Origin of the sequence: Paenibacillus massiliensis subsp. panacisoli DSM 21345 (genome assembly GCF_000426545.1) — a bacterium.
In the GTDB taxonomy this organism is placed as follows: domain Bacteria; phylum Bacillota; class Bacilli; order Paenibacillales; family Paenibacillaceae; genus Paenibacillus; species Paenibacillus panacisoli.
Window position 1 is genome coordinate 17,286 of record NZ_AUFO01000016.1, and the last position, 22,488, is coordinate 39,773.

16 protein-coding genes are annotated in these 22,488 nt (G+C 47.7%); all 16 read left to right on the forward strand.

Translation table 11 applies throughout. The features are described 5' to 3' along the window. Positions 1-132 precede the first annotated feature (132 nt). The 16 genes from K331_RS0113500 to K331_RS0113575 all read left to right on the forward strand — a co-directional run bounded on the left by K331_RS0113500 (position 133) and on the right by K331_RS0113575 (position 22,428). Positions 133-1,677, forward strand: coding sequence for an N-acetylmuramoyl-L-alanine amidase family protein (locus K331_RS0113500; RefSeq protein WP_028590719.1), 1,545 nt, complete (start codon positions 133-135; stop codon positions 1,675-1,677). 446 nt (positions 1,678-2,123) lie between these two features. Beyond that, positions 2,124-2,708 carry a hypothetical protein gene (locus K331_RS0113505; RefSeq protein WP_028590720.1) on the forward strand — a complete coding sequence of 195 codons (585 nt, stop codon included), beginning with the start codon at positions 2,124-2,126 and terminating at the stop codon, positions 2,706-2,708. Continuing rightward, positions 2,701-4,848: a tetratricopeptide repeat protein gene (locus tag K331_RS0113510; RefSeq protein WP_028590721.1), complete on the forward strand. Its 2,148-nt coding sequence runs from the start codon at positions 2,701-2,703 to the stop codon at positions 4,846-4,848. The genes K331_RS0113505 and K331_RS0113510 overlap by 8 nt, the downstream gene beginning before the upstream one ends. Before the next feature lie 518 nt (positions 4,849-5,366). Beyond that, positions 5,367-6,815 carry an N-acetylmuramoyl-L-alanine amidase family protein gene (locus tag K331_RS0113515; protein WP_028590722.1) on the forward strand — a complete coding sequence of 483 codons (1,449 nt, stop codon included), beginning with the start codon at positions 5,367-5,369 and terminating at the stop codon, positions 6,813-6,815. Between the two features lie 84 nt (positions 6,816-6,899). Next, positions 6,900-7,538: a GerMN domain-containing protein gene (locus K331_RS0113520; RefSeq protein WP_051289839.1), complete on the forward strand. Its 639-nt coding sequence runs from the start codon at positions 6,900-6,902 to the stop codon at positions 7,536-7,538. Positions 7,539-7,748: 210 nt separating this feature from the next. Beyond that, positions 7,749-8,459, forward strand: a complete 711-nt coding sequence (gene nth / locus K331_RS0113525; protein ID WP_018886146.1) for an endonuclease III — start codon at positions 7,749-7,751, stop codon at positions 8,457-8,459. 30 nt (positions 8,460-8,489) lie between these two features. Further along, positions 8,490-8,759: a hypothetical protein gene (locus tag K331_RS0113530; protein ID WP_018886145.1), complete on the forward strand. Its 270-nt coding sequence runs from the start codon at positions 8,490-8,492 to the stop codon at positions 8,757-8,759. Between the two features lie 221 nt (positions 8,760-8,980). Continuing rightward, positions 8,981-12,688: a dynamin family protein gene (locus K331_RS0113535; protein WP_084165473.1), complete on the forward strand. Its 3,708-nt coding sequence runs from the start codon at positions 8,981-8,983 to the stop codon at positions 12,686-12,688. A gap of 360 nt (positions 12,689-13,048) precedes the next feature. After that, the gene (locus tag K331_RS0113540; protein ID WP_028590725.1) at positions 13,049-14,818 is read left to right on the forward strand and encodes an ABC transporter ATP-binding protein; all 1,770 of its coding nucleotides are present in this window, start codon (positions 13,049-13,051) and stop codon (positions 14,816-14,818) included. Further along, complete coding sequence (locus tag K331_RS0113545) at positions 14,815-16,683, forward strand: ABC transporter ATP-binding protein (RefSeq protein ID WP_028590726.1); 1,869 nt, start codon at positions 14,815-14,817, stop codon at positions 16,681-16,683. Before K331_RS0113540 ends, K331_RS0113545 begins: the two co-directional genes overlap by 4 nt. A 121-nt stretch (positions 16,684-16,804) precedes the next feature. Next, positions 16,805-17,989 (forward strand): formate-dependent phosphoribosylglycinamide formyltransferase, encoded by a 1,185-nt coding sequence (gene purT / locus K331_RS0113550; RefSeq protein WP_028590727.1) that lies wholly within the window; start codon positions 16,805-16,807, stop codon positions 17,987-17,989. Next, the gene (locus K331_RS0113555; RefSeq protein WP_028590728.1) at positions 17,982-18,440 is read left to right on the forward strand and encodes a GNAT family N-acetyltransferase; all 459 of its coding nucleotides are present in this window, start codon (positions 17,982-17,984) and stop codon (positions 18,438-18,440) included. The genes purT and K331_RS0113555 overlap by 8 nt, the downstream gene beginning before the upstream one ends. A 162-nt stretch (positions 18,441-18,602) precedes the next feature. Then, the gene (locus K331_RS0113560) at positions 18,603-19,331 is read left to right on the forward strand and encodes a CAP domain-containing protein (RefSeq protein ID WP_028590729.1); all 729 of its coding nucleotides are present in this window, start codon (positions 18,603-18,605) and stop codon (positions 19,329-19,331) included. A gap of 226 nt (positions 19,332-19,557) precedes the next feature. Then, positions 19,558-20,415, forward strand: a complete 858-nt coding sequence (locus K331_RS29530; RefSeq protein ID WP_051289828.1) for a GDSL-type esterase/lipase family protein — start codon at positions 19,558-19,560, stop codon at positions 20,413-20,415. A gap of 26 nt (positions 20,416-20,441) precedes the next feature. Beyond that, the gene (locus K331_RS0113570; protein WP_051289840.1) at positions 20,442-21,446 is read left to right on the forward strand and encodes an ABC transporter ATP-binding protein; all 1,005 of its coding nucleotides are present in this window, start codon (positions 20,442-20,444) and stop codon (positions 21,444-21,446) included. Then, on the forward strand, positions 21,439-22,428 hold the full coding sequence (locus K331_RS0113575; protein ID WP_018886136.1) for an ABC transporter permease: 990 nt from the start codon (positions 21,439-21,441) through the stop codon (positions 22,426-22,428). The genes K331_RS0113570 and K331_RS0113575 overlap by 8 nt, the downstream gene beginning before the upstream one ends. The last annotated feature ends 60 nt before the right edge of the window (positions 22,429-22,488 follow it).

Sequence of the window (22,488 nt, forward strand, 5' to 3'; positions counted from 1 at the left end):
TTACAAAAAATGCGGAATTTCTCGAAATGTACCGAAACATTTACAAGGCGAACGGCGTCTAATTATGTAATAGGTGTAATCCATATTTTGGAGTCCTGTCGAGACGAACTACAGATTGAAGGAGATATGGAAATGAAAAAATACGGATGGATGATAATCCTGGCCTTTTTTGTATGGTTACTACCCGTATACAATCAGGCTGCGGCGGCAGGTACGTCATTATTCATGAACGGAGAACGACTTGACACGGGAGCCAATGCGGGTCCTGAGATGGTGAACGGGAAAGTAATGGTTCCACTAAGAGTGGTCGGTGAGCAATTGGGCTACCAATTCAATTGGGAGCCGGAGCAGTTCAAAATTACGATACATAAGGATCAGTCAGAAATGGCTATGTACGTAGGACGCACGATGGCCTATGTCGGATCAGAAGAAGTATCCCTCGATACACCGCCTCTACTGCGGGGTAACTCCACAATGGTGCCATTGCGCTTCGTGGGTGAGCAGATGGGTCTTAAGGTAGACTGGAATAATGCTACGAAGACGGTATATCTGGAGAGCAACGCAGGCTCAGGAGCAGGTGGGAAGGGCACCGTGAGCTCAGGTAATGAGGGGACAGAGAAGCCAGTTCCTATGACTCCGACTGACTCTGAACCAGCAGTTACGCCTGGCAATGAAGGCACATCGGATACCAGTGATGCGACCGAGGATAATGACACATCGGATACTTCTGAAACGAATGAGCAACAATTGATTAGGGATATCCTCTTCAGTGACAACCGCCTCACGGTAAGAACAGATTCCGGACTGAAGCCGAGTGTCTTCACGATGACAGGACCTGATCGTATTGTGATAGACTTTGCGGGAGCAGGTTTTGCAGGCGAGCTGAAGGACGCATTCCCGCTCGGAAGCAGCGGCTCCAGAGAGCTGGAAATCTATGATAATCCTGCCGTGAAGCAGATTCGCTTTGCCATGTTTAATGAAGGAAGGACATCATCCGCACGCATTGTACTGCAGTTGAACACAGCGAAGGAATACATCCTGTCGAACGAAGGTGACGACAGCATTGTCATTTCCTTGCAGGACAAGCAAGGTCCGATTATAACACCGAGTGGAGAGAGTGGTCGACATGTTGTCGTGCTGGATGCAGGACATGGTGGTTCAGACCCTGGAGCGTCGAGTGTGACCGGACGCAAGGAGAAGGAATTCAATCTGGCTGTTGCTCTGCTGGTGCAGCAGCAATTGCAGAATGACCCTGATATTGAATTGGTGCTTACTCGTAATGGTGATACCTATCCGGCGCTGAAGGACCGTTCAACGTTGGCGAACCAGGTTAATGCGAATCTCTTCGTATCCATTCATGGAAATAGTATGGACCTCGAAAAGTCTGCCAAGAATGCGCTGATCAATGGAACGGAGACTTATTATACCAAAGCGGATAGCAAAGCTTTTGCCGATGTGTTGCATAAACACCTCATAGCAGCAACAGGACTTAAGGATAACGGTGTACGGGTGAAAAACCTACATGTTACTCGGGAGACAAAGATGCCTGCAGTGCTGCTGGAGGCCGGATATTTGAGTAATGTTAATGATGAGGCTGTATTATTCACTCCTGACACTCAGCAGAGGATAGCAGACGGAATTGTAGCTGGTATTAAAGAGTACTTGGGGTTGCAGTAGTGGCTGACTGACAGCGACAGACTGTAAAGAATATGAGACGTTCATGGGGCCTGCATGGTTGCCTATGAGCGTCTCTTTTTTGCCTGTTCACATAGCTAATAGCCGAGTGTTTAGTTGTTTACGAGATGTTTTTCGTTGTGGCCGCTACTGGCTCGGAGGTTCCTTCCACTCGCTGTTAAAGCCCGATTCCTGATTGGATCATAAATATAGCGGTGGAAATCGGGCTTTAAAGGCGACCACTCCGTTGCTCCAGAAATCCTCCGACCCTCCGCTAGTACGATGCACGGCTGATTTTATTATTTAAAGCTGGCTGTACTAGAGAAACTAGATTTCGCACAAAAAAATTTGTTCTTTATTGTTTTCTATTGGAAATGAAGCAGAATTATTGGTGCCTCTGTGATAGTATTTAAGAATCTATTTGATAATATTGGGAATGGTGGGGTATTGTGAAAATCGATAGGGATAAGATAAGTTTATTAAATGAGACTGTTTATAACGATTTAACAGGGATTATAAAAAAATTGAATAAACGCATTTACATTAAGTTGTATGCTCTTGTTTATGAAACAGAGGAGGTATCAACTCCTGTTAAAATAATTCGTATTAAGAAAACTGTGTCCATAAATAAAGATTCAACCTTGGTTTCTCAAGATACATTGCAGACACTAACCAATGTATACTCCGAAATAAAAATTGATTCTGAGATCGTTGGTAGTTCTTTTGCTCAAATCAAATCTTATATGGACCAGAAGTGGTACAACGAATTCAATCAAGCAAATCAAGGTAATATAGTTGTTGCGGATAGTTCTTCAATTCAAGATGATGATGGGGGTAAAAACAGCGCAAGCAACATTAATGACACGCGTATATTATATGCAGGCCAAATTTCTCTTAAAGACGGGAAGTCTTCATGTTTAGTTACATACATATTAGAAATAAGGAATGCTGATAATGAGACTAAACGGACTTTCTACGAAATGCCGGAGGTCTCTTTCTTAAGAATGGTTTTGGATTATTTCTTTTTTGGATGACATTAAAATAAGCAAAGATGAGATTACACAAAAAAATACAATCAATAGAAAATATAATGAAGACGGTGCCCAGTTTAATAGAAGGTTAGCACGTTTGTTCCTCGGGAAACTCCAAACTTATATTCAGGATAACTTCAGTGATAATGAGTTTAAAGAAGAATTTGAAAACAAACTAAATAATCAATATTACGTTAACAGTTTATTAGAGAAGATTGAAGATGTTTCTACTCTAACTTATGAAAGTAGTAGTCCGTTTGGCTCAATTCTGTTCATGAATAAAGAAGTCATTCTAAAAACACCTCTGATTAGCTTTGCAGTTACATTTACTGAGGAAGATCGGATTCACTTGGATGATGCCAAACGCATACGTAAGTTGCTGGAGCTTACCAACATAGACAAAGACTTATGCCTAATTGCTGATGAGAATGAGATATATGGACTAGGGGTAGTTAAATGGAATCTACAGAGAGAAGTAGAAGTCTTTAATCAAAAGGGGGCTTTTGCACTTAGACTCGACCTAACCGGATTGTCTAAGTACAGTCTTGTATTAGTACAATCAAGTGTTGATCCTGCAAGCAACGGGGAGTTACTAATTGAGAATGGGAAAAAAATCTATCGTTCAGATCTAAAATTAATAGAAACAGAGCTATTGTCCGTCTCATTCAAAAATCCTAGACTTGGAGAGGAAGGGTACAGTTCTGAGAAGTTTACAAGTCTTTTGAAAAATGTGTTTTGGGGACAGGTTGCTGACATTGAACAAGTTAAATTTAAAGTAGACAGACTGGAACAAATTGTTCGCCAAGCGCGGGAACAAAAGCATGGCACAATGGTAGTTATAACTGACCATTGGACAGCCAAGCAGGAGCTGGATGAACTTAGAAAGCAATCTACACTGATTGAGCCAAAGGGGATCAATAAAGACTACATCAAATTTCTAACCTCAATTGATGGTGCGATTTATTTCGACACGGAAGGAAATTGTCATGCTATTGGTGTTATTTTAGATGGTAAAGCAAAGCAGGATATCGGGAATGCCAGCCGTGGTGCACGATTTAATTCTGCACATCGTTATTTGCATAAACTAAAAGACTATAATGCGGATAGGCATGAAGATGAGCCTGAAAGAAAATGTGTGATTGTTATCATCTCGGAGGATGGTTCAGTGGATTTGATTCCAGAATTAGAGAATGAGGAGATGTTATTAGGATTGTCAGAAGAAATTGTTGACTTGATTAATGAGAAATCTTCTGATCAAAATAAAAAAGAGAGACTTCGCGAGAAGGAAGAGATACTTCTGAACTCACCAATCGTGGATAGTGACTGGTTGTTTAGAATAGGAGAAGCACTCTATACAAATAAAAGTTGGGATAGGGCTGTAGACTTTTTTGAACGCGGAAAAACACAGGCAGAGGGAAGCTATATAAATTCGTTTTATTTGAACTTGTTAGGAATATGCTACGCTTGTATTGAAAAATATACTGATGCAAAAAATTCGTTTGAATTGGCTATTAAAAGCGAAAGTGATCTTATGAAAAAAATTGTATATACAGGGAATATAGGAATTAATTTTGTTTTCCATGGTTTTAAGTTGGAAGATAGTAAACAGGAATTCATAAAAGCAATTGAGTACCTTACTAAAAGTATTGAATTAGGAAATAATTCAGAGGACCCCCGAAAACAAATTTATTTCAGTCATAGAGGCAGAAGCTATTTAGAATTGGCAAATTTAGAAGCAGATCAAAGTGAAAAGACTGCTCTATTGATAAAAGCTACGGAAGATTACGAAGAAGCTATTGATTTAAATGATAAAGACGACACCTATTACTGGTTTAGACATAAGGCTTATAAAGGGCTAAACCAAATTTCGAAATGTATCAAAGACTTGATTCAAGCAGAATACATTAAGCATAATGATAATTATATTAAAACTTTGAATGATTTATTAGATAGTGACATAAACCATGTGACAGAAACGGTGGACTTCTACAAAAAGCTCGTTAGTCAGAATAATGGGTCAGAAGGTACGACTCAATTAAATGAACTTATGTCTGAGCTAGAGATTCGACTTGAGTTAGGCAAGACAACTGAAGAAGCCGCTGTCCACAAAGAAATTCAAGTGAATGAGGATCCAAAGTCATAAAATGCAGAGATTTTACTCAATGAAAAAAACTATGATAGACGTTATGTAGCGGAGGGGCGAAAGATTTCTGGAGGAACGAAGTGTTCGCCTTTAAAGCCGGATTACTTCCACGGTCCCATCCTAGTTAATCAGAAATCCGGCTTTAACAGCGACTGGAAGAAACTTTCGAGCCCGTAGCTTCTCCCGCGACATTATTTCCCTACATACTGAGCCCAAATATGTACGAATCATTGAGTCATGCGACAAGAATTCGTCTCTTGTAGTGTGGCTTCTTTTGTATTCATTGACATAAGGATCACACTTTGGGCGTGAATCTATAGTCCTATTTCGCCGTGCGCAATCCTGCATTTCGACAAATTTTCGGGCTAAAGCATAATATTTTGCCGGGAAAAAAGAAATGTTTCGCAACTTTTGGAAGTGAGGAACGTCTAAAAGGTTGTCCGATATTGCGCAAGCATGCATTATCGGGACACTAGCCGGAGCATGTGGCAAAAATTCAAGAATGGTAGGGGTGAAGGATGAAGAAATTTGGCTTTTTATTGTTTCTATTTGTCTTCATGTGGGCGATTCCGGGCTACGGGCACGCAGCATCAGGTGGTGCTTCAATCTACCTTGACGGCGAGCGGATCAGTGTCCCAGGCGGCGCTAAAGTAGAGGTCGTGAATGGCAGTACGATGGTTCCCATTCGTGTGATCTCTGAGAACCTGAATTATGATGTGAATTGGAATCAGCAATCTCGAACGGTCAAGATCTCCAAGGACGGTACGAATATTGAGCTGGTCATTGGCAAGAAGACTGCTACCGTTAATGGACAAAGCAAGACGTTGATTGCTTCTCCACTCATACGCTCCGACATTACTTTGGTTCCACTGCGCTTTATTGCGGAGCAAATGGGTGTGGATGTGAGCTGGGATGCAAATAGTAAATCCGTATACTTAGTTACCCAGAACAGCGGCTCTGGAAACGGTGAGGTAACCCCGCCGGCTGCAGGAAATAATGGGACAGATGGAACAGAGGTCGTGCCGGGAGACACGAATGAGGGTCTTGCACTGGTGAACGGAATCAGCTTCAGTGACAACAAGCTGATTATTTCCACAACCAATGGTACGGTACAACCGTCCACGTTCACGATGGCAGGACCAGACCGGATTGTCATTGATCTGCCCAACACAGCTTTCGCAGCTAATTTTGGAAGCATGCAGTCGCTGAATGAACAGCTCAGCGGGCAATTGGATGTATGGTCCAATGAGAAGGTATCTCAAATACGGTATGCACTATTCAGCGAAAATCCGTCTACCATACGTGTCGTAATGGATCTGACTGAGTCGATGAGTTATAGAGCTTACAATGAAGGCTCCAACCTGATTGTCGTGGATCTGGGCAATACGAACTCGAATACAGGCTCTTCAACGCCAATCGGTCCGAATGGCAAGCCTGTCGTTGTTATTGATGCAGGACACGGAGACCAGGACCCAGGTGCCGTGAGCAAGAACAAGAAACGGGAAAAGGACTTCAACCTGACCATGGCTTTGAAGGTCGAGCAGGCCCTCAGTAAATATCAGGACATTGAGGTTGTATTGACCCGTAGTAATGATACGTTTCTGGCATTAAAGGAACGGGTACAAATAGCTGAGAACATGAATGCCGCAGCATTCGTATCCATTCATGCGAACAGTGCTTCTTCTGCTACGGCCAGTGGAACAGAGACCTACTATCAGCGGAGTGACAGCAAGGAATTCGCGAATGTAATGCATAAGCATTTTGCGGCAGCAACGGGACTTCCTGACCGGGGAATCCGCTATGGTAATTTCCATGTTATACGGGAGACGACGATGCCTGCAGTTCTGCTGGAGGCTGGATATCTAAGCAATACGAAGGATGAGGCCGCGCTCTTCTCAACGGCATTCCAGGATCGGGTAGCCAAGAGCATCGCTGATGCCATTGCTGAGTATCTTGGATTGAATTAGGATGAACGCACATAGGCCATCGCTCAGTTAGATGAGAGATCAGCAGAGTGCACATCGGTGAGGAAGGAGGCGGATACAGTGAAGATGAAAGTCTGGCTAATTTGCATTTTTGCAGCAGTAGTAGCTTTAAGTGCTGGCTGTGCTGGTCGACAAGCAGCTCCTCCGGTAGCACCGGCGACTCCCACGGAGGAGGTATCGGGAGCTACTGAGCAGGAGACAGAGCAAGAAGCGGGTAATGATTCAGAGGGACAAGCTACCGATTCTGGTGTAGTGAATGCTCCGAATACGACCCCGGCTGCCAGTGACCAAGGTACTGGGGAGCAGGAGGTCGTGACCGAAACGATTAGAGCGTACTATACGGATACGCAGCTAATGCAGCTAATCGAGACGAATAAGGAGATTACTTATCCAAGTCAGTTGGAGAAGTATATGGAGTCCTTCAAGACCTTGCAAAAGAGCGATTCTGAGGACCAGCTTACGTTGTGGTCGGATCAGATTGTTGTTCACCAGATCAAGTTCGAGCAAGGCAAGCTGACCTTCGATATCGCGCTTCCGGATGAAGCTCGACTCGGTTCGGGCGGTGAAGCCTTGGCGATCGAAGCCTTCAAGCAGACGATGTTCCAGTTCGATGAAGTGAAGTCTCTGGATCTACTCGTTGATGGCAAGGCACTGGACAGTCTGATGGGACATGTGGAGCTAGAACATCCCATGACACAGGAGTAGCAGGAAAATGCTGCAATTGTGTGAAAAACTGAGTTTTTAGGTGCAATCCTTGTCATTTAATGTTACACTATTAGGGCGCATCCGGGCCAATAATTGGCGGTGCGCCCTAAATAGTAATCATTCCTTGATTTGGAGGATTATTTAGAATGACCGTCTTGATGCGGGCTTGCTGCCGTATCAAGGCGTTTTTTTTGGTAGGAGGTAGGATTCGTGAATACAGCCACAGCACGTCATATTCTGGATACGATCGCAACTATGTTTCCTGATGCTCATTGTGAACTGAATCACAGTAACGCTTTTGAACTGACGATTGCGGTTCTGCTGTCCGCACAGTGTACGGATGAGACTGTTAACAAAGTGACGGCGGATTTGTTTCGTAAATACAAGGCACCTGAAGATTATGTAGCGGTTCCTCTTGAGGAGCTGGAGCAGGATATCAGAAGGATTGGTCTGTACCGCAACAAAGCCAAGCACATTCAGAATCTCTGCCGCATTCTACTGGAGCAGTACAATGGTGAGGTGCCGCAAGCGCATGAATTGCTCGTTCAGCTACCGGGTGTTGGACGAAAGACGGCCAACGTGGTGGTATCCAATGCTTTTGGCGTTCCGGCTATTGCGGTGGACACCCATGTCGAGCGTGTCTCCAAAAGGCTGGGCTTCGCTGGCTGGGACGACAGCGTACTGGAAGTGGAGAAGAAGCTAATGAAGCGTGTGCCGCGCGAAGAGTGGACTCAGACGCATCATCGTCTAATTTTCTTTGGACGGTACCATTGCAAAGCTCAGAATCCCCAGTGCCCGGTCTGTCCATTGCTGGACGTATGCCGGGAAGGCAAGAAACGTATGAAAACCTCCCAGAGCAGGAAGGATAAGGAGAAGAGCAAGGTTTCTCCCAAGCCTGCATCTGCCCGCAAGACCGTTTAATTTTATGATTAGAAAAGGATGAGACAAACAATGAAGTGCATTTCCGTGTATACTGACAATTTTGAAGCTTTTTCCGACGTTTTTGAGCAAGTGCTGGATCGTGGTCTGTCCGAGAACGAAGAGACCGAACTCGAAGGCATTACAGTAAGTCATTCAGGTGATGTACCTGATCATTATCTGGAGCGTATGTCCCAAAAGCCTGAGGTTGTCGTGATGAAGGACAAGTCACGCGGTATTACAATCCTGCAGCACGGTCAAGTATTTGAAATACTGCTGCCAGTGCTGGAGACGGTCAACTAATACGTGGCTTGAAGCACAACATGCTGAATGCAGCAGCAGATCTTCAGAGGGATTAGACCAATCCTTATGGATAAGTGATACATGAGCAGGACGGAATCTTGTTTCCGACCTGCTTTTTTTTTGCTGTTTTGTGCTACAATAGAATGAATTTAAAGTAATAAATGGCAAGCTGCAAATCGAGTATATGTTAGATGAATTCGACAAGGAGTGGAACCGGGCTAATGAAACCAATGATCCACGAAGTGTCCGGAGCCATGGAACGCTTACAGGACTTTTTTCGTCAAGCGAATGATGCAACAGCCGCAGGAGCAGTAGGAGATTTGTTGAAAAAGGCACAGGCCGGGGAGCTGACCATTGCATTCTGCGGTCACTTTTCTGCGGGTAAATCCAGCATGATTAATGCCCTCTGTGGGCATCAGGTGCTGCCTTCAGGTCCAGTTCCGACCAGTGCCAATGTGGTAGCGATCCGGCAGGGGCAGCCGCGCGCTCTGATCTATGGAGCTCAGGCAGCGATGGCCGTGTCAAGTGGGGCAGCAGGAACTGCTGTAGCTGTAGACACATCACTGTCCGTAGACACGCCACTTGAGGTCAATGCGTCAGAGTTGGCTGATTATTGCAAGAATGGTGGAGATTATCGCTCCATTGAAGTATGGCAGGATATTGCCGTACTGGAGGGTGGCGGCGTATTGCTGGATACGCCTGGAGTTGATTCAACCGATCGTGGTCACGCTCTGGCAACCGATTCGGCTCTGCATTTGGCAGATGTCGTGTTCTATGTAATGGATTATAATCATGTTCAGTCCGAGAACAATCTTACGTTTGCCAAGAGTCTGTCGGATTGGGGCAAGCCTTTGTACCTCATCGTCAATCAGGTGGATAAGCATCGGGAGCAGGAACTGTCGTTTGCGAAATATCGTTCATCTGTTGAAGAGAGCTTCCAGGCCTGGGAAGTTCATTATACTGATCTGCTGTTCAGCTCATTGATGAAGCCAGAGCTGCCCTATAACCAATGGGACCAGATTCCTGAGCTTATTCGCGCCCTGATTGCTCAGAAGGAATCGTTAGTCTCCTATAGCTTGCTGACCTCAATGCATGCACTGGCAGAAAGACATGTGCAGGCCGAGGATGAGCGAACGAGGGAGGAGCGAGAAGCTCTGCTGGAGCAGGCAGGTGGTGAGGAGCAGGTCAAGCATAATCAGCAGGCGCTAGCTGAGCTGCAGGAGCGTGACGAATTTCTGAGAACGCTTACGGATCGGGAACGGTCCAAATTCAGATCAGCGCTTGACACGATATTGGAGCAGGCACATTTAACTCCGGCTGAGCTGAGGGACGTAGCTGCTGAATATCTGGATACTAGAAGGCCTGGCTTCAAGGCCGGCTTTTTGTTCGCGCAGGCGAAGACGGAGCGTGTAAAGGAAGAGAGGCTGGAGCAGCTGACACGCATGCTGCGGGATCAGGCTGAAGGACAGCTGCTTCCGCATGTTCGGTCACTGGTGCGTTCACTTGGACAAAGCCATGGGCTATGGAATGCAGAGCTGGAGGAGGAGCTTGCTGTTGCAGCACCGGTCATTGATAGCAAGCTTGTGCAGGAGCAGGTTAGGGAGTCGGCTATATCCAGAGAATATGTGATCCATTATTGTCAGCAGCTGCGTTCTGAGATCATTGCTCGTTATCGACAGGCGTCTCTAGGGCTGGCTGAACGAATATTCAATTCTCTGAAGCAAAAGACGACTCATGAACAGGAGGAGCTTGCTGAACAAATCGGAATAGCGGAGCAGAAGGCAGCGAGCGCACTGCGATACACTCAGCACCAGTTGGAGGCAGAGGCTCACAAGGCGAAATTGCTGGCTGTCCTGCCGGAAGTGGCAGGCCCACCAGCTCATATGCCGCAGGTTCGACCGATGGATGAAGCGGTGCTGACAGCAATAACGGCCCAGCAGCACGTAAGTGATGGGGGGACCGAATCCATAGCAGCATCCGTGCGTGGCGCTGCATATGAGAGCGCTGAAGCTGTAGCTAGTCCGGGCGATGGCGGGAGGTTGCAGCGCTTGGAGCAAGCAGCCCGACAGCTGCAAGCAGCCGCAAATATCGCTGCTCCATACCCAGCCTTGGATTCCTTGGTGCAGGCCCTAGTGGAGCGTGCAACGACTCTATCGCAAGGGAAATTTACTCTCGCGCTGTTTGGGGCATTCAGTGCGGGCAAGTCTTCATTCGCCAATGCTCTGCTTGGTGAGTCCGTCTTGCCGGTATCTCCACATCCAACGACGGCAGCCATTAATCGGATTATGGCTCCAGATCCGCAAGCAGGCCAGCACCATGGAACGGCTGCTATTCGGATGAAGTCGGCCGAGGCCTTTCATGAGGACCTTGCTTACTCTTTTCGTTTGTTAGGTCTCGAAGATCCGGGTACGTCAGATTGGAGGCTGGCGGTAGAGCGCCTGACCCCTGCTGGTGTTCACCCTGCTGGACGGCCTCACTATAGCTTCCTTAAGGCTGCAGCTGCAGGCTGGGACCATATAGGTCCTTATCTGGGGCAGGAGCTAGTGGTTAATATGGACGAATACAGGCAGTATGTAGCTGAAGAGAGCAAGTCATGCTTCGTAGACAGTATTGACCTGTATTATAGCTGTCCTCTGACCCAGCAAGGAATTGTCCTGGTTGATACACCAGGAGCCGATTCCGTGAATGCCCGTCATACGGGTGTGACCTTTAACTACATGAAGCACGCTGATGCGCTTGTATTTGTGACCTACTATAACCACGCCTTTACCCAGGGCGATCGGCAGTTCCTGATGCAACTGGGCAGGGTGAAGGATGCCCTTGTTATGGACCAGACCTTCTTCGTTGTCAATGCTGCTGATTTATCCTCAGGGGAGGAAGAGCTGGCAGCAGTTGTACAGCACGTCTCGCAAGAGCTCCGTAGCACAGGGATTCGTCAGGCCCGAGTCTATCCTGTATCGAGTTTGCTAGCACTACAGGGCAAGTCGCAAGCTGATACAGAGAAGTATGAGCGGTCTGGATTTGCGGCGTTTGAGGAAGCCTTTGCATCATTTGCAGGGCAGGAGCTTGCAGGACTGTCGGTTCGTGCGGCTGCCCAGGATATCGGGCGGCTACGTCAGCGCATGGAGCAATGGGCTGAGGCCGCATCTGAAGGCATCGAGGCACGAGAGCAGAAGCTGCTCATGCTGAAGACAGTACAGGCTGAGACGGCTGCAATTGCATCAGCATGGGCTTCCCAGCGCTCAGTGACAGAGCTGGAGGGAGAGGGAGAGGAACTACTTTACCATGTGCGGCAGCGAATGGGCTACCGTATTCCCGAGTTCATATCGGGAGCGTTTCATCCGTCCGTGCTCAGAGAGGGCGCAGGAGATCTACGAGCGATCTTCGCGGCATGTGGGCGAGAGCTGCTTCGTATGCTGGAGATTGAACTAAGTCAGGAATTGCTTGCAACTACGCTGCGTATTGAGAAGGCGGGCAAGCAGCTTCTTCATCATGAAGCAGCACGTTGCTGCGAGGAGATCAATGGGAAGCTGGACGGTCTGGATTGCATTCCTCCAGAGCCCGGTGCTTGGTCCGTACCAGAGCTGGAGGATGTAGCGTTGCAGATCGGCAGCGACTGGAAGAGCTATTGGTCTTTGTTCAAGAATCCCAAGCACTTCTTCGAATCCCAGGGACGTCGTTCTCTTCAGCAGGCGTTGGAGCCGTTGCTTCGTGATGCAATCGCTACGGAGACGAACCGATTGAAGGTCAGATTGTATGAGCATTATACAGAGCTTGTCCGCAAGGAGAGACAACGTCAGGCTATGCACCTTGAGCGACAGGTGGCGGATAGCATTAAAGGCATGGAGCAATCTATGTCGGGGGCAGAGGAGCCTGGGCATTGGCGGAAGCTGGCCGCAGAGCTGAGACAGCTGGAGGAAGTAATCTAGCTAGCTCTCCTCAGGTACTAGCCACTACATGGGCCATTGAGAAAGAGGTACATTTCAAAATCTTCAACAGCATAGTGCTGATAAATCTGCATATTATTGTAATAATGCAGCATAGGTAGTTAGGAGGCACCCCTGCCATTGGCAGGGGTATTTTATGTCTATGAATGAATAAGAGCGGAAGTGCGAGTTATCTCCCATATTCCATTAAAAGAAAGCGATTTATTTTCAGGAATGGGGAACTATTGCCTGTGAAGGCTGAATTTGCCGGGAAATCCTCTTTGCCGCTCTGTGAAAGCGGTGTTAAACTTCATAAGGCTGATGTACTTCATTTCATTAAAGAACATGATGGAGGGAAAACTCATGGACGTTCTCAGGCAACTGCAGGGCTTCTTCCGAGAACGAAGGCATTATTTGCTGCTTTCGATCCTTTGCCTTGCTATTGCGACTGCGCTCGGGTTAGTCTACCCTACCCTGCTGCGGTTGCTGATTGATGATGTCATTGTCCCAAGAGAGTTTGATGCAGTGCCCATTCTCGCCTTGTCTGCACTAGGTGTAGTGGTCCTCAAGGCAGGTATGCAATTCCTGCACGGCTTCTTCGGTGGACGACTCGGTAATTTCCTCGCTTATCGACTACGTAATGCCTGCTACGAAAAGCTTCAATTTTTATCTTTCCGTTACTACGATACAGCCAAGACCGGCGACCTGATGTCACGTCTGACGGGTGATCTGGAGGCGATCCGTAACTTTATCGGCTTCGGCTTCGCACAGCTCCTGAATGTATTACTGATGGTCATTTTCGGCTCAATCATGATGCTGTCCATCAATTGGCAGCTGACACTCATTACGTTAGTCAGTATGCCGCTTCTTACCTTCGTAGCTCTACGTTTTGAATCCAAAATTCACCCCACCTTCCAGGACATGAGGCTGGCGCTGAGCTCCTTGACAACAGCAGTACAAGAGAATATCACAGGTGTTCGGACCGTGAAATCTTTTGCCAGAGAATCCTATGAGGTTGAGAAGTTCTCACTGCGCAACGAGTATTACAAGAACAATCAGATTGCAGCCGCTACTCTATGGAGTCGTTATTTTCCCGTAATGGAACTGCTGGCTACCTTCAGCATTGTCATCCTTATGGGTGCCGGTGGCTATCTCGTGATTCAGAACACCCTGACTCTGGGCGAGCTGGTTGCCTTCTTTAGCTTGATTTGGTACATTATCGGACCTATGTGGGGAATTGGCTTTCATATTAACAACTACACTCAATCCAAGGCATCGGGTGAACGTGTGCTAGAGCTGTTGAATCAGCCTGTTGATGTCCAGGATTCGCCAGCTGCGCGTTCGTTGGCGGATACGGAGGTCCACGGACATGTCAAGTTCGAGGAGGTTACCTTTGCGTACGGCAATAAGATGCCTGCTGTAGTTGATATTAATATTGATGCACCGCCAGGAAGTGTCATCGGCCTTCTCGGAGGTACCGGCTCGGGCAAGTCTACTGTAATTCAATTGCTCATGAGAGCCTATGATGTTAGCAAGGGGAGAATTTCGCTCGATGGCATAGATATTCGCGAGCTTAAGATCAAGGATCTGCGCTCCCAGATTTCCTCGGTCTTTCAGGAGACCTTCCTGTTCTCCTCCTCCATTCGTAATAATATTGCATATGGCATGAGCTATGTCACCATGGAGGACATCATTCGTGTCTCGAAGCTCGCTAAGGCACATGATTTTATCTCGGAGCTTCCCGAGGGCTATGATACTGTGGTGGGTGAACGCGGCCTTGGTCTGTCAGGGGGGCAGAAGCAACGGATTGCGATTGCACGGGCTTTACTTAAGAATCCCAAGATTCTCGTGCTGGATGATGCCACGAGTGCAGTGGACATGGAGACAGAACACGAAATTCAGAGCGGCTTCCGCGAGGTGATGGAGGGCCGTACGACCTTTATCATCGCCCACCGGATCTCCTCCCTGCGTCATGCTGATGAGATTCTGGTGCTGGAGGAGGGGAGAGTCGTGCAACGCGGCACTCACAAGGATCTTATAGAACAGCCTGGACCTTATCAGGATGTGTATCACATTCAATATGCTGATCATATTGCACAGATGCAAGCTGCATCGGAAAAGGTGAATCCATGAGTATTCAGACAGAGCGTTCCACGCGCAGCGGCTCTTTCAAGCCGTCCGAAAATCCAGAGCAGCGGCCACAGAATGAGCGATTCGTGTATCAAGACGACAACGTAATTGACAAACCCTTCAACTGGGTAGAATTCAAGCGATTGTTCGCATACATGAAGCCTTATGCAAGGCAAATGCTGCCGCTGATTATCGTCATGATGATTCTTGGAACGGTGACAAAGCTATCGGTGCCTTATCTTACTAGCCTGGCCATTGACCGTGCAATCGCACCACCGTCTCCTCTTCAGCCCAGCGTCAGTCTACTATTCCTGCTTACATCGGCAGTGTTCATACTTATCCTCATTCAATGGGGAGCCAATACTTATCGCATTAAATACACAAACATTATCGGGCAGCGGGTCATTTATGATCTGCGCTCCGATCTGTTCCGGCATATTCAGAAGCTATCGTTCAATTTCTTTGATAAAAGACCTGCTGGCTCTGTATTGGTGCGGGTGACGAATGATATTAACTCCTTACAGGACCTGTTCACTAATGGGGCCGTTAATGTAATGATCGACTGCGTGCAGTTGCTGGGCATTATCGTTATTCTGTTGCTCATCAATTGGAAGCTGGGTCTCGCCGTCATTCTGACTGTACCGATCATGTTCATTATCTCGACGAAGCTGAGGGTTAGAATTCGCAGAGCCTGGCAGGAGGTGCGGATGAAAAATTCGCGGATTAACTCCCATCTCAATGAATCCATTCAGGGCATTCGCGTTACTCAGGCTTACACACAGGAACAGGAGAACATGAGCTACTTTGACGGCATGAACAACTCCAGCAAGAGATCGTGGGACAAAGCATCCGCGATGAACCAAGGCTTCGGCCCTCTGATCGATATCACCGGTGGCTTCGGTACGCTGATCCTCTTCTGGTTCGGTTCCTATCTCATCCAGACAGATCAGCTCACGGTGGGCTTATTGGTAGCCTTTGCGACGTATGTGGGTAACTTCTGGGAGCCTATCAATCGCTTGGGTCAAATGTATAATCAGCTGCTGGTGGCCATGGCTTCCTCCGAGCGAATATTCGAATTCATGGATGAACAGCCCTCGATTACCGACAAGCCAGGTGCCAAGGAGATGCCAACCATTCGCGGTGATGTACGCTTGAAGGATGTGGTCTTCGAATATGAGCCAGGCAGACAGGCGCTAAAAGGGATTCAATTGGAGGCAAAGGCCGGGCAATCCATAGCCCTTGTCGGACATACAGGCTCGGGTAAGAGTACGATCATTAATCTATTGAGCCGTTTTTACGACATCACCTCTGGTGAGCTTACGATCGATGGACTGGACATTCGCGATGTGAAGGTAGAGAGTCTTCGTAGCCAGATCAGTATCGTGCTGCAGGATACCTTTATTTTCTCGGGAACGATACGTGACAACATTCGCTTCGGGCGGCTGGATGCAACGGATGAGGAAATTGAGAAGGCGGCCAAGGCTGTGCATGCGCACGATTTCATTATCAATTTGCCGAGGGGCTATGATACAGAGGTAGAGGAGCGAGGCAATGTACTGTCGATGGGGCAGCGGCAGCTTCTGTCCTTCGCCAGGGCACTACTGGCTGATCCTAGAATTCTGATTCTGGATGAAGCAACGGCCAGTATCGATACCGAGACTGAGTTGAAAATTCAGGATGCGCTGAAGGTATTGCTTCAGGGCAGAACCTCCTTCATGGTAGCGCATCGACTATCCACCATTCGACATGCCGATAACATCATCGTACTGGACCATGGTGAGATCATCGAATCCGGTAATCATGACCAATTAATGAAAAAACAAGGTGTTTATCGCGGGCTCGTCGAAGCACAGTTCAGATTTGTGTAAAAAAAATCGTAAAAAAATCGCGTTTTTTGTAAATAAATTAGCGGAGCACTATTGCAATCTTGGGCCTGAACCCTGAAAATATAAGATGTTAGAGCTATATTGTCAGAGGGGGAAGGAACAGATGTGGGGTGCTCCATATTCATCCGGAGCCAAAAAGATGCTGCTGCTCGGCAGTGGTGAGCTCGGTAAAGAGGTCATCATTGAAGCACAGCGTTTTGGAGTCGAATGTATTGCGGTTGACCGCTATGCCAATGCTCCTGCGATGCATGTAGCTCATCGTTCACATTGTATCGACATGCAGGATGCTGATGCACTCAAGGCTCTGATTCGCCTTGAACAGCCCGATCTGATCGTCCCGGAGATTGAAGCGATTGCTACACAAGCACTTATCGAGCTTGAAGAGGAAGGCTACAATGTCGTTCCTACAGCGAGAGCTGCTCGTCTAACGATGGACCGTGAGGGCATTCGGAGATTGGCAGCAGAGGAACTGAACTTGCCGACAGCCGATTACCGCTTTGCAGATAGTCTGGACGAGCTCCAGGCAGCTGTTGATGAGCTTGGTACACCGTGTGTGATCAAGCCACTCATGAGCTCTTCTGGCAAAGGTCAATCGGTATGCAGCCAGCCTGAGGAAGCAGCGGCTTGCTGGGAAGCAGCACTTGAGGGCGCGCGGGGTAAGACTGCAAGAGTCATCGTAGAGTCCTTTGTTCCTTTTGACAGTGAGATTACATTGTTGACTGTACGTTCGGTATCAGGAACGGTATTTTGTCCGCCGATCGGCCATATTCAGAAAGACGGGGATTATGTGGAATCCTGGCAGCCTCACTACATGTCGACAGAAGAGCTGCAAGAAGCGCAGGAAATTGCCAGAGCTATTACTGATGAGCTAGGCGGTTATGGCATCTTTGGAGTAGAGCTTTTCTTGACACCGAATGGTGTGGTCTTCAGTGAAGTGTCACCAAGACCTCATGACACAGGAATGGTCACGATGGTCAGTCAGGAGTTATCTGAATTCGCTCTCCATGCACGCGCAATACTTGGCCTGCCTGTTCACGATGTGAAGCTGATCGCACCAGGGGCGTCAGCTACGTTGAAGGCTGAGAGCTCAACTACTAACTTTACGATTGGTGGCTTGGAGGAAGCACTCGCCATACCAGGCACTCAGGTGCGGGTATTTGGCAAGCCAGAGACCAAGGTTGGCCGTCGTATGGCGGTTGCTTTGAGTACGGCGGAAGAAGTGGAGACGGCTCGTCAAACAGCTAAGCAAGCTGTAAATAAGCTGAAAGTGGAGGTATACCATGTCTAACAACGTTTTGGCTCCCGAGCTTACGATACGGTCCAGTAAGCTTGATGACAGTGAATGTATCACCGGATTAATGCGGGAGATTTGTTATCCGATGACCTGCGGTGTGATGCGCGAACGAATGGAAGCCATTGAGGGAGACGCTCATGCCATGATGATGATTGCTGAACTGGACGGCAAGGTAGTAGGTGCTGTCGGTGCACAGATTGTTCAAAGTCATGCTTATCCAGAGCCTGCAGCACAGATTACGCTATTGATTGTCTGCAAGGAGAACCGTGGTGAAGGAATCGGCAAGCGCCTGGTAGCATCTGCAGAGCAATGGGGGCGTGAGCAAGGCGGTAGCAGTCTTCTCGTAACCGGAGCGAACCGGGAACGTAATGCGGATGCTCTGGATTTTTATGAGCACATCGGATTTGAAAAACATGGATACCGAATTAGCAAGAAGCTTATTTAGCTTCTGATCTGTTAGAACAGCCTAGAGCTGTTCTTTTTTTGCCATTTGATTTCCAGTATTTAAGTTACCCTATCCGCCATCATTCGTGCTATACTGACACAGTAAACATGACAAGTTTGTAATCATTTTGTAATCAATTTATTCACAAGAGGAGTTGACGGAATGCAACGCACATGGAAAAAGATGTTAATGGCTAGTTCAATGACGGTGGCTCTGTCGGCCGCATTGGTAGCCCCTGCTTCGGCAGCAGCAGGATCTTCACCGGAGGACCTGTCTTCATATTTGCAAAATTGGCTCCAAAATAATGGATATAAAGTAGTCGTACAGAAGGGTGAGGTTCAATGGCCTAGCACGCAGACTGAGGTGGTCAGCAAGCCAACCAAGCCTGCTACGACGACCACAACGTCTCCACAGGCTACGAATCCACAGCCTGCGCCAACCAAGCCTGCAGCGTCCCCATCGACGGGAACGAGCAGCAACACGAGTGGAAATAACAGCTCCAGCGGGAACACACAGGACAAGTCCCAGTTTGCAGCCAAAGTAGTGGAATTGGTTAATGTAGAACGGAGCAAGGCAGGACTCGGTCCGCTGACAGTGCATACCAACCTGACCAAGGTTGCTGTTGAGAAGGCTAAGGACATGAGTGTGAACAACTACTTCTCTCATACTTCACCAACCTATGGTTCGCCATTTGATATGATGAAGCAATTTGGGGTCACTTATTCCTACGCAGGCGAGAATATTGCCATGGGTCAAAAAACGCCTGAAGAAGTCATGAAGGGCTGGATGAATAGTCCTGGACACAAGGCGAATATCTTGAACAAGAACTTCACGATGATCGGTGTAGGGTATTACAACGGCTATTGGGTACAGGAGTTCATTGGAAAATAAGAATTCATTTGAAGGAGCGGTTCCCTGACAGGGGGCCGCTTTTTTCTGTCCATACTCTTTAGCTATTATCCCCTAAATTATTCAAAATCCATCATACATGAATCACAATTCAATTTACGTAATACAAGCTTGCGAGGGACGAATCCTGCCGTCGCAGGGTGTAGTATTTGCAAAATATGCCTGGAACCTATATCTTAATTACATTAGCTTTCGGGAGGGAATGGAAGTGAATTCGACAACTTGGATTTGGCGCACAGTAGGTTCTGTGTCGGCAGCGGCTACGCTACTGCTGTTATTTGGCTTCATCTCTGCAATAAATACGATCGTAAATCCATCCTCAGGAGGTGCAGCTCCTGCCCCAGATCAGCAGACAGCACCGTCAGCGACCCCGGCAGCCGGAGCAGATGAAGCCTCCGAGATTCGAGTAGCAGCTATTGGTGATTCGCTCGCCAAGGGTACGGGTGACGATACAGGTAATGGCTTTGTCAGAAGAACGGTCCAGATTCTGAACGAGCAGGAGGGCCGTAGCGCCCGTCTGATTAACAATCTTGGGATTAATGGACTTACGACAGAGGGATTGTTGACCAAGCTCGATGAGCCAGGAACGTCATATGTGCTGAAGGAAGCGAATCTGATCATGCTCTCGATAGGCGGTAATGATCTGTTTGCAGGTGTACAGGCTACGGAAGGCACAGGTGTACCACCGACAGCCGAACAGTTAAGAGCGGTACTTCCTGCTGCCCAAGAGCGAGTTGCGCAAGTGCTGGAGAAGCTGCATACCATAAATCCAAATGCCAAGGTTGTGTACCTTGGGCTATATAATCCCTTCGGGGATTTGAAGGAATATCAGGTGCCAGGAAATGCAGTTGTAGCGGAGTGGAATCAATCTATATTAGCGTTAATGAGCAAGCATCAGAACATGGTTCTGATTCCTAGCTTCGACTTGTTTCAGCAAAATCTGCAGTCTTATCTGTCCTCTGATCATTTTCATCCGAATGGAGATGGATATCAAGCGATAGCAGAGCGAGTTGCACAAGGATATGGTCCTGCACCGCTGTCGAAGAAGGAGGAGGCACAGCCATGAACCAGATAATTTCTAAAGAGGCAGAGATGTTAAATGGTGATGCGGGAGATGTGAGGGACAGACAATCTCGGGCTTCTGATGAAGTAATTCTGTCTGTTCAGGGCGTGAAAAAGAAGATAGGCTCTAAATGGATTATTCATGATGTAACCTTCGACGTACGAGCAGGTGAAATTTTCGGCTTTCTGGGTCCGAATGGGGCGGGGAAGACGACGACGATTCGGATGCTGGTCGATCTGATCAAGCCGACGCGCGGCACGATCAGTGTCTGCGGGTATCCTGTGAACCGTGATCCCGAACGAGCACTGCAGTATGTTGGCTCCATCGTCGAAAATCCGGAAATGTACAGCTACCTTACGGGCTGGGAAAATCTTGAGCATTTTGCACGTATGCAGCCAGGCATTAGAGCGGAGCGAATTCAGGAGGTTGTAGAGCTGGTACAGCTGGATCGGAGAATCCATGATAAGGTGAGTACTTATTCGCTTGGTATGCGGCAGCGACTTGGTATCGCTCAAGCTCTGCTAGGCAAGCCCAGACTGCTTATCCTTGATGAGCCGACGAATGGTCTCGATCCCAAGGGCATTAAGGAAATGCGGATCTTCATCCGTCAGCTGGCCGAACAAGGTATGGCCGTATTCGTATCCAGTCATTTGCTGAGTGAGATTCAGCTTCTCTGTGATCGTGTAGCTATTATCAGCCGGGGCAGAGTGCTTGCAGTTGGAGGCGTCAAGGAGCTGGTAGCGCAGAACTCAGGGCTGGCGGGCTGGCAGCTTGCCCCAAGAGAAGCAGGGTTAGCCATCCTGCAATCAACTGCGGGTGTCAGCGTGCTGGATCGGCCAGATGAAGTACTGGATGATAGCATCATAGCCGGTATGGGACCCACTGCCATCTTTGCCGAGATGGATGAGCAGATGATTCCTGGACTTGTCACGACGCTTGTAGCCGAAGGTGTATCCGTGCTAGGCGTTACGAAAATCAATCCGACTCTGGAGCAGTTGTTCCTGAAGATGACAGAGGGTGAAGTCATTGAGTAGCATTCTTCCGCTCGTACAGAACGAGACGATCAAGATTATCAAGAAAAAGCGGTTTTACGTTATACTGCTCATATTGCTCGTATTAGTGCCCATGTTCACCTATGCGCAAATGAAGGTGGCTCAGAATAATCGGGAGAAATTCGGTGGCGACTGGCGACTTGAGGTCAGACAGGCTATTACCGATAATCAGAATTCGCTGGGCAGTGACAGAGTTCCTGAGGAATGGAAGAAATATCGCAGCATCTTCATTCAGCAAATGCAATACTATCTGGAGCATGACGTGAACCCGAGTGAGCCCAATGGTGTGACCTTTACGCGTGAGTTCATGGATAACTCCGTCAACCTGTTTATACCGCTGTTAATTATGGCCATTGCTTCAGACCTTGTATCCGGGGAACGTACGACTGGCACGATCAAAATGCTGCTAACCCGTCCCGTGCGACGATGGAAGGTGTTGCTGAGTAAACTGATTACGCTAATGATGTTTGTCTCCTTGATCGTGTTGTCGGTCTTTATTATGAGCTACGTCATTTCAGGGTTGTTCTTCGGGTATGGCGGGTTCGGTATGCCGGTCTTTACAGGATTCCAGATTAGTGGTGCTACTGTAGATGTGTCGCAGGTGCAGGCTATTCCACAGTGGCAATACATGCTGCTGCAAAGTGGATTGATCTGGTTCGTAAGCATGGTCGTAGCGATTCTGGCCTTCATGGTGTCCGTATTGGTGCGAAGCACGGCAGCAAGTATTGTGGTGATGATGGCAGCATTAATTTCGGGAACCATCTTGACGAATATGGCTTCGGCGTGGCAAAGTGCAAAGTATCTGTTCATGGTGAACCTCGGCTTGACGGATTATCTGGCTGGTGACCCCCCTCCAATCGAAGGAATGACATTGCTATTTTCCCTTGCGGTGCTTGGGGTCTGGGGAATTATCGGCTTGGTCGTATCATTCACCGTCTTTACGAAACGGGATATATTGAATTAAAATGGACAAAGTAAAAGAAAACATCTGTTTGCATTTTTAAGCAAAACACGGTCATGATTA

Coding starts and splice junctions, on each gene's coding strand:
- K331_RS0113520 (WP_051289839.1), top strand. CDS start 6,900: ATGAAAGTCTGGCTAATTTGCATTTTTGCAGCAGTAGTAGCTTTAAGT.
- K331_RS0113545 (WP_028590726.1), top strand. CDS start 14,815: ATGAGTATTCAGACAGAGCGTTCCACGCGCAGCGGCTCTTTCAAGCCG.
- K331_RS0113500 (WP_028590719.1), top strand. CDS start 133: ATGAAAAAATACGGATGGATGATAATCCTGGCCTTTTTTGTATGGTTA.
- K331_RS0113570 (WP_051289840.1), top strand. CDS start 20,442: ATGTTAAATGGTGATGCGGGAGATGTGAGGGACAGACAATCTCGGGCT.
- K331_RS0113560 (WP_028590729.1), top strand. CDS start 18,603: ATGCAACGCACATGGAAAAAGATGTTAATGGCTAGTTCAATGACGGTG.
- K331_RS0113530 (WP_018886145.1), top strand. CDS start 8,490: ATGAAGTGCATTTCCGTGTATACTGACAATTTTGAAGCTTTTTCCGAC.
- K331_RS0113540 (WP_028590725.1), top strand. CDS start 13,049: ATGGACGTTCTCAGGCAACTGCAGGGCTTCTTCCGAGAACGAAGGCAT.
- K331_RS0113555 (WP_028590728.1), top strand. CDS start 17,982: ATGTCTAACAACGTTTTGGCTCCCGAGCTTACGATACGGTCCAGTAAG.
- K331_RS0113515 (WP_028590722.1), top strand. CDS start 5,367: ATGAAGAAATTTGGCTTTTTATTGTTTCTATTTGTCTTCATGTGGGCG.
- purT (WP_028590727.1), top strand. CDS start 16,805: ATGTGGGGTGCTCCATATTCATCCGGAGCCAAAAAGATGCTGCTGCTC.
- K331_RS0113535 (WP_084165473.1), top strand. CDS start 8,981: ATGAAACCAATGATCCACGAAGTGTCCGGAGCCATGGAACGCTTACAG.